A 13,617-nucleotide genomic window follows, 5' to 3' on the forward strand; every position below is an offset into this window, starting at 1 on the left:
GAACAGTCAACTCTTCTTCTTTCTTACCAAATTAATTCATAACATACCTGTTATTTTGTTTTGTATCATAAGAAAAGCGATGCCAAGGCATCGCTTTTCTCTTAAAAAATACCTAGTGCATGTCCATTCTCGTCAATATCCATATTTAGCGCAGCAGGTTTTTTTGGAAGTCCAGGCATTGTCATAATTGAACCTGTTAGCGCCACGAGAAAACCAGCACCGAGCGAAGGACGGAATTCCCTCACTGTAATCTTAAAATCAGTTGGTCGCCCCAGCTTCGTCTGATCATCACTTAACGAATACTGCGTTTTGGCCATACAGATCGGCAGGTGATCCCATCCGTTTGCTTCAAATTGCTGTATTTGCTTTAACGCTTTTGGAGCAAAATCTACGCCTTGTGCTCCGTATACGGTTTTAGCAATAGCTTCTACTTTTTCTGGAATCGAAGCTGACACATCGTAAAGAGGAGAAAACTGACTTTCCGTCTCGTTCATGACTTCAAGAATTTTTTCAGCAAGCATGACGCCGCCTTCTCCACCTTTTTCCCATACTTCTGTTAAAGCAACTGGAACATTCTTTGAAGCACACCAATTCATAAGCGCTTCTACTTCACCTTTTGAATCTGTTACAAAACGGTTCACGGCTACAACATAAGGAACACCGAATGCCTGAATCGTTTCAATATGTTTTTCAAGATTTTCAATTCCTGCTTCTAAAGCCTCAATGTTTTCTTCATTTAAACGCTCTTTAGGAACACCTCCATGCATTTTCAGAGCGCGAATTGTCGCAACGATTACCACCGTTTCTGGTTTAATATCTGCCATACGAGCTTTAATATTTAGGAATTTTTCTGCACCTAAATCTGCCCCGAATCCCGCTTCTGTTACTACGTAGTCGCCTAGTTTTGCAGCCATTTTTGTTGCAATGACGCTATTGCAACCGTGGGCAATATTAGCAAAAGGACCTCCGTGAATGAGGGCTGGAGTATGTTCCAATGTCTGTACAAGGTTGGGCTTAATCGCGTCTTTTAAAAGAAGAGTAAGCGCTCCTTGTGCACCTAAGTCCGCAACCGTTACAGGCTCATTATCCATGTTGTAAGCTACAACAATAGACGCTAAGCGACGCTTTAAGTCTTGTAAATCTGACGCTAAGCAGAAAATAGCCATAATTTCTGACGCAACCGTAATATCAAAACCATCTTCTCGAGGAACACCTTGCATAGGGCCACCTAATCCAATGACAACCTGACGCAACGCGCGGTCGTTTAAATCAACCACTCGTTTCCACGTAATTTTACGTGTATCAATGCGCAGTTCATTGCCTTGATGTATATGGTTATCCAAAATAGCGGCCAGCGCGTTGTTAGCTGTTGTAATGGCATGCAGGTCTCCAGTAAAGTGCAAGTTAATATCCTCCATTGGAAGCACTTGAGCATAACCGCCTCCAGCGGCACCTCCTTTAATTCCCATTACCGGACCAAGAGATGGTTCACGCATGGCTACAATTGCTTTTTTACCTAATCTATGTAATGCCTGAGCTAAGCCAACCGTCACTGTCGACTTACCTTCTCCTGCTGGAGTTGGATTAATAGCTGTAACTAAAATCACTTTTCCATCTTGTTTTGTGTGTAAACGTTCCATAACGGATAAAGAAAGCTTGGCTTTATAATGTCCATACGGCTCTAACTCGGCCTCTAAAATATCTAGCTGCTCGGCAATCTCTTTAATCGGTTTAATCGTTGCCTCTTGTGCAATTTGCAAATCACTTTTTATTTGCTTCTTAGTTGTCATATAAAAACCCCTTTTCTGCTGAGAATTCTTTTTAAACACTTCATCAAAAAAGGATAAAATCCATTTTCTGGGGGAGATATGAAGTTTAATAAATACAGGAACGACTGTGCTATAAATTTTACTGAGTTTCAGTCAAGCTAAAAAAGCATAGCAACGCTCCAGTTTAACCTTATTGTACCATTTCATTTTAGCCATTACGCATATTAATGCTCTTTTTTTAAAAAATTCAATTGCTTAATATTCTGTATATTCCTATAATAGTATATTGTACATAAATGTTGAACCTCATCTTCACGTGAGAAAGAACATTTATACGTGTCATTACTTCGAAATCGAATAGGAGGAATTTTATTGCCTATTAATATTCCACGTGATCTTCCGGCAAAAGAAATTTTAGAAAAAGAGAGAATTTTCATCATGGACGACGTGCGCGCGGTTAACCAAGAAATTCGCCCGCTTAATATTGTTATCCTAAACTTAATGCCGGAAAAAGAAAAAGCTGAAACGCAATTATTACGTTTACTCGGGAATTCACCGCTGCAAGTGCATATTACACTTCTTTACACGGCAAGCCATAAAGCAAAAACAACGAGTAAAAATCACCTAGATCAGTTTTATAAAACGTTTGAACAAATTAAAGAACGAAAATATGACGGAATGATTATTACAGGAGCACCTGTAGAACATATACCATTTGAAGAAGTAAACTACTGGAAAGAACTTCAAGAAATTATGGATTGGTGTAAAACAAATGTGACTTCTACCCTTCATATCTGTTGGGGAGCTCAAGCCGGACTTTATCATCACTTTGGCATTGACAAGCGACCTCTTTCTGATAAATGCACGGGTGTATTTACACATGTTGTATCGAGTGAAGAACCCATTAAGCTGCTGCGAGGATTTGATGATGTCTTTTATTCTCCTCATTCGCGTCACACTGACGTCGACATGAATGAAGTACAAAATCATCCTGACCTTGAGCTTCTTTCCTACTCTGAAGAAGCTGGTGTTTATATGGCTATGTCTAAAGACGAAAAGTTTGTTTTCGTTACAGGTCACCCAGAGTACGACGTTCAAACACTGCAAGAAGAATTTCTTCGAGATACAGAAAAAGGGCTAGAACCAAAGCTTCCGGAACACTATTTCCCAAACAATGATCCTGACAAAAACCCTTTAAAAACATGGCGTTCTCATGCCAACCTGCTGTTTATGAATTGGTTAAACTATTATGTTTACCAAGAGACTCCATATCTGTGGGAATGAAAGAACCGCTCTATCCCAGTCCTTAATTAAATAACGCTTGCTCTTTTTCATATTGAAACTGCAGCGAACAAGAAACAAACTAAAAAACCTGCTACTCCAAACAAGTAGCAGGTTTTTTATTACTAATCCTTCTTTATTCCGTAATTAAAGCTTTCTTTCAGAAATTTCGCATCAACAACACTGACCTTAGAACCCAAAGGTTTTGCTCTCCTATTCACTCTCCCTTTTCATCTCCATTTAGGTTGGTACCCATCTCCTTCTTTTGTTCTTCTATCATTGTGTCCAGCCATTCAGGCGGCTTTTCACCTTGGTTTTCATTGTATACTTCTGAAGCATCTTTTTCCTCTAAAGAGGATAAGATGTCATGTATATCATTTTGATTGCCCAAAATATTGCCAAATCCCTGACTCACTTTTTTATGACTTCTAAAATTTGTCGGAAAGTTATTGCCAAAGTTTACAGCTGAAGCATCTTCGATTGTGCCAATATGAATGTCACCTATGCTAAAGGTTGATTCTAGAGCCTGATTAGACTCCCTCATTTCTTCTGTATGGATTAGTTTATAAGGGACACTTCTTTCATTAATTTTAACTGATATTTCAGAAGGACCCTTTTCTTTATTTTTTGCTTTATTATTCTGACTACCCGATTTCCGTTTGACATCAGAGTCATTTTTTGTTTTTTCACCTTTCTTTCTCGGCGCTTGATATTGATTCGTTTGCGCAGGAAAAGTATTACCAATATTCAACGTTCCACTAAGTTCCTTTACATCAATATGTTCTAAATAATAAGACAGTTCGTCCAAGTTCAGTGTTTCAACGTTCTTTATATCTAAATGAAAAGAGTGGACCTTTTCATTTGAAAGTTCATGCAGGTTTTTTTCTAAACTTGTGAGCCTTTTTTCAATGTTTTGGAGTATATTCAGCACCTTTTCATCCATAGAGTTTGACCCCTTATTTGATTTAACACTTTTAGCCCATCTACAACATATAATAGTGTATTAGATGACTTCTGTTAATGTCTCATATGTACAAGGAGGAATTATGAAAATAAATCTCCGTTCTCCACAAATCATTTTTGATGACCTCACCGTAAATACGGTTAAAAACAACGCAGGAGTGTTTATAGGAAAAAATACGCAAAAAAATTGGGAAACTACAATAAGCAGCTGCAATTCAGGTTTCGGCACAATTTCGGGAGATGATAATCAACTATCCTACAATACACATCTTGTTCTTGGTGAAGATGATGTAAATGACTCTTTTAAGCAGGCTGCAAAAGAAGCTTAACTCTACGATTTTACTCATCATTTTTTTTAGGGGTTTTCGCCACGGTGGTATTATTTAAAATTTTATTAGAATCACCAACTATTTTTCCGAAACCGTCAGAAATTCGACTTTTATGACTCCATTTATATTGAATATTAACGCCATAAAATAGGCCTGAACTGTTTTGGATTTTATTTACTTTGATGGAATGATAGTGAATATTAGACATAAAAACACCTCACAGACAGCAGTTTACTTCATCTGATTCAATATAAAACTGAAAATACATTATCTTATGTTTAAATTCTTATTTGTTCGTCTCAAATTGAACGTCTCTTTAATCATTTAAGCTTTTACGCCTTTTCTATGATACTTACTCCATTTACTATAAAAGTATTCCTCTCATTCCCCTTGCAGTGTATATTAATAGCTTTCCCTCTAAAATAAGCTAGCAAAAAAACCATCTGTATAAAAGATGGTTTAAGCCTGTTACTCATATATCCTCGCCACTCTGCCAAAACAACCGATTGATAGAATGCCTAGTTACTTTTACTTCTTTAACTTTGTGTAACAGGAGCATTGTTGAAATCTATGTGTTCAGAAAAATTGGAATCAACGACGTCATTATCGTTAATAACATTTACCATTTGAGAGGCAAAGTTATTATAGCCGATTATTTCACCAAACCCCGTATTACTTTTCCAATTCACTTCCCAATCTGATTGAGTATTTTCTCCTGTGAAAATACCAGAGTTATTAGAAATATACGTAACATTAAGATTAGTAAATTTTATAATCAACTTTTCTCAACTTCTTTCATCTTCTTTTTCCTAGAACTGAGAAACTGGCTGAGGATTAATATTTTCAGGCTGAGTAATTGGCGTATCACAAACATCCTGATCATTAATGATATTCGTGCTCCCCAATATAGCTGAATTTATAGCAAAACCGTTTCCTAAGTTAAATTTACCTTGGGAATTCCAATCTGGCTGGCTATTTTGACCTGAAGCAATTACTGAATTGGACACCATACTTACCACGTTTATTTGGTTGAAAATGACGGAAACAGGCATTAGTCCATTCCTCCGTTTTCTAAAATTTTAATGTAGTATATGCGTCCGTTTAAAGTATGGTTCAATTGATTTTCTGCAATTAAAAATGTTAGTTAAGTCTACCGTCACTAACTTTATATATTCTTCTCATAAACTCTTTGCATTACCTTTAATCACAAAGCTTAAAATGGGGCATTTCTCGATTATCTTTGATAAAGAAAAGTATTTAGGCCTTGCTTCTTTTTTGTAAGCAGCCATGTTTTCTTTTTAATTCTCATTTAGAACATAGTTTTATCAAATAAACAAAGAGATTGAGACATAACGAAATCAATCCAATCCCAGAACGAATGGGATAAATAATTGAGTATGAATCGCCTATGATACTGCTGTTGATTTCCGTGCAATACCTCACTTTTTATGGGATGATGATGAGCTTCCTCGCCGTTTGCGCTCCTTCGGCGAGTTCTTATCTATTTAGCTTTTCTACACCTTGTCCTTCAACCAACCGCTAGAATCAGCTACATACATAAGGTCTACGTTCAGCCTATCCATGAAAAAATCCGAACGATTCACCGCTCGGATTCTTCTTCAACAAATATACGTTTGTCTCAGCCTCTTTAAAGTTCTTTAATATATTCAATGACCGAATCTGGAAATTCGTTTCGAATTCCGCAATTCCCACAATAAAATCCGCTATATTCGTCTGTCGCAACGTACTGTCTTAAAAGAAACAATGTTAACCTGTTTGGGAGACCGCATTCTGTGCAAAACGCCAAGTACTTGCTGCGCTGTCTGTTTGCTGACATACGTTTCATCCTTTCGATTAACTATAGAAAGCGTTTTCTTATTTATATGGAGCTTTCTTATCAGTTTATGACAGCAATTACCGCCTATCTCCAATTGTTGTCGCGGCGAGAAGAGCGAAAAAAGCGCAGAATTAAATTAATGACAAGCACAATAGCCAAAATGTTAATTAATAACCCAAAAATCCCGCCCAGTGCCCCCATATGACCAAGCAAACCTCCAAATAAAAGTCCTGCTAGCCCTCCATACAGAAGTCCACGGGCGAATCCTCCCCGGTTTGAACGAGTAACACCTCGATTTACCGTTCCATTTCTGCGGTTTGAAAAATTAGATCTCGGCTCATTTTGTCTAACGCTTGGCTGTCTATTAAACGAACGCTTTCCCGAACGATACGACCTTGCACTTGCGTTATAGTCATCGTGATAGGAAATATATTCAGCTAAAGGAGATAAACTTAGCGAAAAGATTAATGCTACAGCGATCAGTATTTTTTTCATCTGTTTTTTCCTTTCTTGACCTAATAGTAACTGTTTATTATAGTGCGCTGTTTCATGCATATCATACGTTTTGGAACAAAAGGGCAATTCAGCTTCATACAAATTTTTTAATCGGGTATCATAACGTTATACTTTGTCCTAGAAAGGAGCGTGCATGTACATGATACGAAGAATTAGTATACTGCTTCTCACACTGTGCTTCTTATTTAATGGAGCCCTTCCTGCACTATGTAAAGCGGAACAAGTAAAAAATATAGCTGTGCGTGACCGTTTGCTTTATCAAGGTAATAACCACCTAAAGCAAACCGCCCTAACATTTGATGATGGACCGGATCCGCGCTTTACTCCACATGTATTGGATCAATTGAAAAAGCATGGTATTAAAGCAACCTTTTTTCTTATTGGGGCAAAAGCTCACGAACATCCTGAGCTGGTGAAGAGAATGGTAGCTGAAGGTCATGCTGTTGGGATTCATACCTATTGGCACCCCAATTTACTAAAAGAATCGACTGAAAAGTTTCACTGGGAAATTGCTAAAACTCAGGCTATTATTAAAAACATTACCGGTTTTGAAACACAGCTGTTTCGTCCTCCATATGGAAATTTAACGCAAGAAATGATCAGCGAGCTGCCAAATGAAAATGTCTATGCGATTAACTGGTCTTCTGATTCATTAGACTGGAAACAAATCCCAGAAGCAGAAATCACCAAGAATGTATTTAAGAACATGCACGCCGGAACAATTGTTTTGATGCACGACGGAGGTCATTGGACCATGGACCTTTCCAACACCGCAAAGTCGCTGGATACCATCATTCCTAGACTTAAACAAGAAGGATATCATTTTGTGACCGTCCCAGAACTTTTGCACATCCCTTATCCAAAAAATTAAGCTCCAACGAGTTTCTGATATAGAAACTCGTTGGAGCTTTACGATTTCCCTTAATAGAAAGTAAATATGCCCCTCCTACAAAAAGAGCGTGTCAAAAGATCTAATTCAAATCCATCTTAAAACTCAAAGATATGCCTTATTTCTTCAAAACGTTATCATACTAAAGATACAAAATGAGGCATTCTTTTTTGTTCCATCGCTCTACAATAGAGGGAATTTAAGGATAACCTCTAAAATAGGTTTTAAGTTGCATGATTAGGAGTAAATATTACTATAACTACTCTCATATTTTTAGACAAGCTGCATATGTATAAAATGAGAGAGTCGAACGCATTCCACATATCCCTAAATTTCTTCTTCTCACAAAAAAATTGACGAACTTTTTTTGTCAACAGGTGCGTATAGATATGATAGAATTCCTATATAATGACCTGGATTCATTTCTAAACAAGGAGTTTTGACTATGATTAATGAACAAGAGACGTTGTTATTTATTAAAGAACTTGGCCGCTTGTTGAAAGACTATCAAAACTGTTCAAACGCCTCTGTAAAAAGTGAAATATATAAAGATATCGTGTTGTTGAGCAATGTTATCCAGTTAGATCACGTGAACGTTTCTTACGCTTAGAAAATCCTTTTTATTTCTTTATAAATTTCAGTTTTTCTACTATAACTACAGAAAAGGAAGAAAGGAGACAATTTCCATCCATCTCTTTTCTTCCTTTTCTCGTTATCGTTTTTTATGGTTATTTAGAACATAGTTTTATTAAAATTGCTATAAAGTTTTTCTAGTGTCTTCGGTCCAACTATTCCATCTACCTGCAGATAAAGTGCTTGTTGAAAAGCTTTTACCGCTTTGAGAGTGGCAGACCCGAATATACCGTCTGCGCCTCCAGAAAGAGAATAACCTAAGTGAATAAGCATACGCTGAATCAACTGTACGTGATTTCCTCGATCTCCGTATTCAATTAGCACTCTTGAAGCCTTTTCCGTCTGTTTCTCAGGTTTTTTTCCACTTCGAAGCTCCGACAAAGATAAACCGAATGTATATTGAAAATGAGGGTAATCTTTTAAGCTTGTCCAATCTCCTCCCCATTCCAACCCGATCCTTTTTCCTATCTCTCCCGCTTTGTTCCATCTTCGATTAATGGTCCAGTCAACTTTTCCGTTGTCATCAAGCAGCGCAATATCAAAAGCTAGTCCATAATTATGATAAGAATAGCCGCCTTTAGCATTAGTCACGATACTTCCTGGTGTTGTTCGGCCTTGTGAATATAGTTTATGCTGCTGCTCTATCGATCTAAATCCTTCAGTGATCACAACAAATATGCTTTCTTTATATGCTTGCCTAATGAGCTCGTACGATTTTTTTTGCACTATTTCATGTACATTCTGCAACTTATTTTCTGCTTTTTGTAACAGCTTGTCTAATGATAAATCACTCATACTCCCCACTCCTTAACTAGATGGCTTCTCCTTATATATACGTATAAGACAAACTCTAAGGGAGGCATCCAGTATCAGTTTATGCGGGAAGTAGTTAAGTTGTGCAACATGTAGAGCTGCTGTTATTTCAGTACCCAGTGGCTGATAGCCTTCGCTACTCCGTTATTGACATTTGTATCTGTCACCCAGTCCGCTGCTTCTTTTACAGCTTCCTGAGCATTTCCCATGGCGATTCCACAACCTGCCGCTTCAATCATAGCCATATCATTTAAGCTGTCTCCCATTGCAATAACTTCATCCATTGAAATGCCCAAACGTTCACATACAGTCATGATCCCTTTTGCTTTGTTAATACCAAGTGCATTAATTTCTAGATTCGTTAAACTAGAGTTGCTGATTTCAAAATCTGAAATGCCTGCTATTTGTTTCAGCACTTCTTCTCGTAAAGCATCATCTGGAATATCGTAGCCAAACTTCAGCCATTCCTGTGAAGCAATATCTTCTGGAAATTCATCTCTCCATACTTTATCCGTAGTCACAGCCCAAAAGTTAAGCTTATGCTCTTGCGTTAAATTCCACATTTTCTCAATGTGTGAAGCATCAATTAACTTTCGTTCTACAAGCTGTCCAGATTCATCCCAAATTTCACTTCCGTTTACTGTAATAAGGTAAGAAGACAGCTGAAGAGATTGCGCGTATTCACGGCATGTTAAAAGAGATCGCCCCGTGCTTAATACCACATGAACACCTTGTTCTTGAGCTTTAGCAATGGCCACACGATTTTCGTCAGAAATTTCTTGCTGATTGTTCAGCAGGGTTCCATCCATATCTAGTGCAATCAGTTTAAATTCTTTCTTTTCATTTGTTTGCATCTTTCTCTCTCCTTCTCATCAATAGTAAGTATGACATTACGCTGAGCATTTGGCTTATACTATGTAACTCTTACTATAACTGTAGCACAGGAGCATTTCACTCTGCATCAGATAAGCGCTAAAATGGTCAATTATTCTATGGGGAATAATTGAAGGAAAGCAGCATACCTTTGCCGTAATTTATATTTAACGCTTTTCATTTTTATTTATTTCAACTAGAATTTTGGTAAAAGGATGTGGATGTTATGAACACTATTATTTCACCAGCTGACTTACATACGGCATTACAGCAACCCCAACACTCCATTGTTTTGCTCGACTGCCGATTTACCCTTGGAAAGCCTGAGGCAGGCGCAGATGCTTATCAAAATGAGCACCTCCCCGATGCTCATTATTTGGATTTAGAAAAAGATTTGTCCTCTGTGGCTACTCCCCACGGAGGCAGACACCCGCTGCCCGATGTTCAAAAGCTAGCTCAGAAGCTCGGCAGCTTAGGAATTAATGCTGATTCCAGAGTCGTCGTTTATGATGAACAAAACGGGATGATGGCTTCAAGAGCATGGTGGGTACTGCGATATATAGGAATTGAATACGTACAAATTTTAAATGGAGGTTTTACTAACTGGAAACAATCGGGATATGAAACAACTAAGAGCGTTCCAGCAGCTTCTCCTCAAACTTTTGTACCTTTCGTTCAACAAGATTGGGGACTTGCAGAAGTTGAATACGTAAAAGAAAACCTTCATAATCCTACTGTTGTTCTTGTCGACTCTCGTGAAAAAAAGAGATATCTCGGCTTAGAAGAACCCATTGATTTTGTAGCAGGACATATTCCAGGGGCCATTCATTCTTTTTGGCAAGATGTGTTAACTTCAGAAGGTTTATGGAAAACAGATAAAGAGTGGAAGGAGATGTTTTCTGCTATTGATTCTCACGCTGAAATCATTGTATACTGCGGATCGGGTGTATCTGCTTGCCCTAACGTTTTAGCTTTAAAATCAGCAGGTTTTCCAAATGTAAAATTATATGCCGGCAGCTGGAGCGATTGGATTAGCTATCGTGACAATCCAATCGAGAAAAACAGATAGACAAAGAAGGCTCAGTCTCACCAAAAGTATAGGGACTGAACCTTCTTTTTTTGTATTCTTCTTATTAGCCTCATGTTATTTACTAAGCCTTAACATAAAATCATGAAGCCGCTCTAAGGTAAGCAAATTTTGATTACACGCTTCGCTGTCTTGGCAAATGTAATTTCCTCGTTGTGTAAACGTTCCTTGAACAGTTCCTTTGATTTCAGCAGTGAACATACCGACTTCTTCGTAGCTGTGACAAAGTGTGCATATTCCCTTCTGGTTGATAGGCTTAAATGTTCCTTGAATACCTTTTAGCTTCTGAGTATAGAGATCCTGCGCTACGATAAACTTTTTGTTTGAGCCTTTATCGACCCAGCTAACATATGAAATGCTCCCTAGATCAATGGTATCAACTGAAGGAATCTTTAACTTTTTCACTTTCGGAAACAATTTTTTCACGCCAGCTTCTGTAAAAGATTTAAATGGAATCACGTAAGGCTTTATCGTTTCTAAAAAAACCTCTGCTTGTTCTTTATTTTTAACTTCAGCAACTGACAGCAGTAATTTTTCCTGTTCCTTGCTAAGAACATCAAACACATTTAATACTTTTTCTTTTGCAAGAGCTTTTAAAGCCTGCAGCACATCGGAATTGTTCACTGTTCCATGCCCATTGATAAGGATTTGCGTTTGGCTTTTGATAAAGTTATATTGATCATTTCTTATAAACGCTTCCACGTTCTTCACTCCTTCTTCATTTAATCAGCTACTTTTTACTTTACCGTATGGATTCCTTTTACGAAATGTAAAAAATAAATCAGAAATAAACTATACCTAAAAAAGCGCGGGCATTCAGTCGCCAGCGCTTGATTTTTACCGTTGCTTTTTATATACAATTTTTTTGATGGTTTCGGTTGATAAAAAGTATTCACGGGCTAGTTCTTCAATTGAAGTTCCTTTTTTAAACAAATTCTTTATCCGTTCGTTTCGCTCGTCAATCAACTTTCTTCCACCAGAGCAAGTTCCCCATTTTCTTTTTGCCTTCTGCGGCTTTGGAATATAAATGGTTTCTCCTTGAATGTATTTTTGAATTTCACTAATCAGCTCTTCAGGTAAAATATTTGTTGCTTTTACATACGTCATTTCTGCCAGCTCCTTATGTGGTTTTACTTATACAATAAGGGGCAAAGCCGTATATATTAGAAATGAGATATGCGCGGTTAGGCGATGTCTATTACTAAACCGTCCACCCCATGCAAAGTATCGCCTCTCTAATATCAGGCTTTGCATGAGACGCTGCAGTATCCGGTAAACATCTTTTATTTACCATTTATTACACCTCCACTTTACATAGACTGTAAACCAAACTTGTATAAAATTACAATTATTGGCTCAGATTTTATTATAAGCTATCTATAATCTTGCACACAACACCTTCTTACTTATAAAAATGACCCTTATGAACGCTTCTGCTTTTTGTTAGCTGAACTGCTTTGAACACCTTGTTCAGAAGTGGTCGTCCCTTGTCCTTCTACATTTGGTGAACCTAGCTCTGATTTTGAGCGGTCTTTTTTAATTTTACTCATGTCACTCACCTCCAGTTTGTAGTGTACCCTTTGTACAGCTACATATAAGGAGACGCGTGCTGTTTTTATTGTTTCTTGAGCATAAATAGCCATAGAAACGTTAAGGCTTGCTTTAATTCATTTGGGAGCTGTCCAATCAGCTTATCGGTAACATTTCGCTTATATACACCTTCACCATCAACTATTTCCCATCCATTTTCTTTTGCAAGCTGTTCAAACTCCCACGGCATCATCGTATTGCAAATAACGTCTTCCCCATATAGTCTTTGATAACTATTGGCACGAGGCTGAGCAGTTGGCCCAAGAATACCTACGCATGCATATCCTCCTGGTTTTACAACTCGGTACAATTCCTTCAAAGCTAATCGAGGATGCTCAGTCCATTCTAACGCATTGATTACCATAACCCCTTCTACTGATTCAGAAGAAAGCGGCAGCTCCATTATGTCAGCTTGAGCGAACGACAAATTTTCACTTTTATGCAGCTGAGATGCTTTTTGAATCATTTCTTCCGATAAATCAAGACCGATTGCTTTATAGCCAGAAGCAGCTAGAAGAGATGTCCCAACCCCATCACCACAGCCCACGTCTGCCACCATACCACCTGATTTAAGATGTTTTTGAATAAATGGAATCACTGTTTTCCGACTTCCGTTTTTCCACATCTCTTCACTTCGGCTATTCCAAAATGATACTTTTTGGTTCCACTCGTCTTGAGCTTGATCATGCCAATTAAATGTTGTCATTTTTTATCCCCTTTGCACTCTTTTCTTTACCTTATCACTTTTTGCAATGAATAAAAACGACTATTTCAGCAACCATATAGATGTAAAGGAAGGTGTTTATTTGTATGAAAGAACGTTTCGTTGCAGTACGTAAAAATGCAGACGGTGACCTCTTAGAATTCCAAACAGCTTCAGGAGACGTTTTAACCTATGAAGAAGCCTTAAAGAAAGTAGAAGTAGGGGACGTTGAGCATGTTAGTACCTTTGTAGGGAAAGACGGGGGTACGTATATTCGCAGCATTCCTGATCATAACAAAACAAATAATCTCGATGCATTGCCATCGTTTTAAAG

The 13,617-nt window shown here is 37.8% G+C and carries 18 protein-coding genes; 6 read left to right on the forward strand and 12 right to left on the reverse strand.

Annotation, left to right across the window (positions count from 1 at the left end; genetic code table 11):
- Nucleotides 1-101 precede the first annotated feature (101 nt).
- On the reverse strand, nt 102-1,790 hold the full coding sequence (locus ACO1DI_RS19430; protein WP_014460474.1) for a formate--tetrahydrofolate ligase: 1,689 nt from the start codon (nt 1,788-1,790) through the stop codon (nt 102-104).
- Between the two features lie 351 nt (nt 1,791-2,141).
- On the opposite strand from ACO1DI_RS19430, the gene metA reads away from it, so the two are divergent.
- Nucleotides 2,142-3,053: a homoserine O-acetyltransferase MetA gene (metA, locus tag ACO1DI_RS19435; RefSeq protein WP_014460475.1), complete on the forward strand. Its 912-nt coding sequence runs from the start codon at nt 2,142-2,144 to the stop codon at nt 3,051-3,053.
- A gap of 214 nt (nt 3,054-3,267) precedes the next feature.
- Here metA and ACO1DI_RS19440 read toward each other — a convergent pair whose 3' ends face one another.
- Complete coding sequence (locus ACO1DI_RS19440; protein ID WP_115653680.1) at nt 3,268-3,993, reverse strand: hypothetical protein; 726 nt, start codon at nt 3,991-3,993, stop codon at nt 3,268-3,270.
- Nucleotides 3,994-4,096: 103 nt separating this feature from the next.
- Between ACO1DI_RS19440 and ACO1DI_RS19445 the strand changes: the two genes are divergently transcribed.
- Nucleotides 4,097-4,342: a hypothetical protein gene (locus ACO1DI_RS19445; RefSeq protein ID WP_014460477.1), complete on the forward strand. Its 246-nt coding sequence runs from the start codon at nt 4,097-4,099 to the stop codon at nt 4,340-4,342.
- Between the two features lie 10 nt (nt 4,343-4,352).
- Here ACO1DI_RS19445 and ACO1DI_RS19450 read toward each other — a convergent pair whose 3' ends face one another.
- The 4 genes from ACO1DI_RS19450 to ACO1DI_RS19465 all read right to left on the reverse strand — a co-directional run bounded on the left by ACO1DI_RS19450 (nt 4,353) and on the right by ACO1DI_RS19465 (nt 6,674).
- On the reverse strand, nt 4,353-4,550 hold the full coding sequence (locus tag ACO1DI_RS19450; RefSeq protein ID WP_014460478.1) for a hypothetical protein: 198 nt from the start codon (nt 4,548-4,550) through the stop codon (nt 4,353-4,355).
- Nucleotides 4,551-5,151: 601 nt separating this feature from the next.
- Nucleotides 5,152-5,394, reverse strand: a complete 243-nt coding sequence (locus ACO1DI_RS19455; RefSeq protein ID WP_014460479.1) for a hypothetical protein — start codon at nt 5,392-5,394, stop codon at nt 5,152-5,154.
- A gap of 596 nt (nt 5,395-5,990) precedes the next feature.
- The gene (locus ACO1DI_RS19460) at nt 5,991-6,179 is read right to left on the reverse strand and encodes a hypothetical protein (RefSeq protein ID WP_014460480.1); all 189 of its coding nucleotides are present in this window, start codon (nt 6,177-6,179) and stop codon (nt 5,991-5,993) included.
- Nucleotides 6,180-6,263: 84 nt separating this feature from the next.
- A complete protein-coding gene (locus ACO1DI_RS19465) occupies nt 6,264-6,674 on the reverse strand; it encodes a hypothetical protein (RefSeq protein ID WP_029321326.1) in 411 nt (136 codons plus the stop codon).
- Between the two features lie 160 nt (nt 6,675-6,834).
- Between ACO1DI_RS19465 and ACO1DI_RS19470 the strand changes: the two genes are divergently transcribed.
- Both ACO1DI_RS19470 and ACO1DI_RS19475 read left to right on the forward strand, forming a co-directional pair.
- Entirely contained in the window at nt 6,835-7,566 is a 732-nt protein-coding gene (locus tag ACO1DI_RS19470) for a polysaccharide deacetylase family protein (RefSeq protein ID WP_014460482.1), read from the forward strand.
- Between the two features lie 463 nt (nt 7,567-8,029).
- Nucleotides 8,030-8,194, forward strand: coding sequence for a hypothetical protein (locus ACO1DI_RS19475; RefSeq protein ID WP_013056680.1), 165 nt, complete (start codon nt 8,030-8,032; stop codon nt 8,192-8,194).
- Between the two features lie 122 nt (nt 8,195-8,316).
- Here the strand turns inward: ACO1DI_RS19475 and ACO1DI_RS19480 are convergent, their stop codons facing one another.
- Together ACO1DI_RS19480 and ACO1DI_RS19485 are read right to left on the reverse strand one after the other, a co-directional pair.
- On the reverse strand, nt 8,317-9,012 hold the full coding sequence (locus ACO1DI_RS19480; protein WP_115653678.1) for a peptidoglycan-binding protein: 696 nt from the start codon (nt 9,010-9,012) through the stop codon (nt 8,317-8,319).
- 122 nt (nt 9,013-9,134) lie between these two features.
- Complete coding sequence (locus ACO1DI_RS19485) at nt 9,135-9,884, reverse strand: Cof-type HAD-IIB family hydrolase (RefSeq protein WP_115653677.1); 750 nt, start codon at nt 9,882-9,884, stop codon at nt 9,135-9,137.
- Between the two features lie 245 nt (nt 9,885-10,129).
- Between ACO1DI_RS19485 and ACO1DI_RS19490 the strand changes: the two genes are divergently transcribed.
- A complete protein-coding gene (locus ACO1DI_RS19490) occupies nt 10,130-10,972 on the forward strand; it encodes a sulfurtransferase (RefSeq protein WP_423145556.1) in 843 nt (280 codons plus the stop codon).
- Between the two features lie 75 nt (nt 10,973-11,047).
- Here ACO1DI_RS19490 and ACO1DI_RS19495 read toward each other — a convergent pair whose 3' ends face one another.
- The 4 genes from ACO1DI_RS19495 to ACO1DI_RS19510 all read right to left on the reverse strand — a co-directional run bounded on the left by ACO1DI_RS19495 (nt 11,048) and on the right by ACO1DI_RS19510 (nt 13,286).
- Entirely contained in the window at nt 11,048-11,692 is a 645-nt protein-coding gene (locus ACO1DI_RS19495; RefSeq protein WP_423145557.1) for a FusB/FusC family EF-G-binding protein, read from the reverse strand.
- 135 nt (nt 11,693-11,827) lie between these two features.
- Entirely contained in the window at nt 11,828-12,097 is a 270-nt protein-coding gene (locus tag ACO1DI_RS19500) for a CD3324 family protein (RefSeq protein ID WP_057243870.1), read from the reverse strand.
- Nucleotides 12,098-12,411: 314 nt separating this feature from the next.
- Nucleotides 12,412-12,540 carry a YuzL family protein gene (locus tag ACO1DI_RS19505; RefSeq protein WP_013056674.1) on the reverse strand — a complete coding sequence of 43 codons (129 nt, stop codon included), beginning with the start codon at nt 12,538-12,540 and terminating at the stop codon, nt 12,412-12,414.
- 65 nt (nt 12,541-12,605) lie between these two features.
- Nucleotides 12,606-13,286 carry a class I SAM-dependent methyltransferase gene (locus tag ACO1DI_RS19510; protein ID WP_140450744.1) on the reverse strand — a complete coding sequence of 227 codons (681 nt, stop codon included), beginning with the start codon at nt 13,284-13,286 and terminating at the stop codon, nt 12,606-12,608.
- A 104-nt stretch (nt 13,287-13,390) separates the two neighbouring features.
- On the opposite strand from ACO1DI_RS19510, the gene ACO1DI_RS19515 reads away from it, so the two are divergent.
- Nucleotides 13,391-13,615: a DUF3892 domain-containing protein gene (locus ACO1DI_RS19515; RefSeq protein WP_115653673.1), complete on the forward strand. Its 225-nt coding sequence runs from the start codon at nt 13,391-13,393 to the stop codon at nt 13,613-13,615.
- Nucleotides 13,616-13,617: the final 2 nt, after the last annotated feature.

The organism is Priestia sp. 40 (assembly GCF_049368575.1).
In the GTDB taxonomy this organism is placed as follows: domain Bacteria; phylum Bacillota; class Bacilli; order Bacillales; family Bacillaceae_H; genus Priestia; species Priestia zanthoxyli.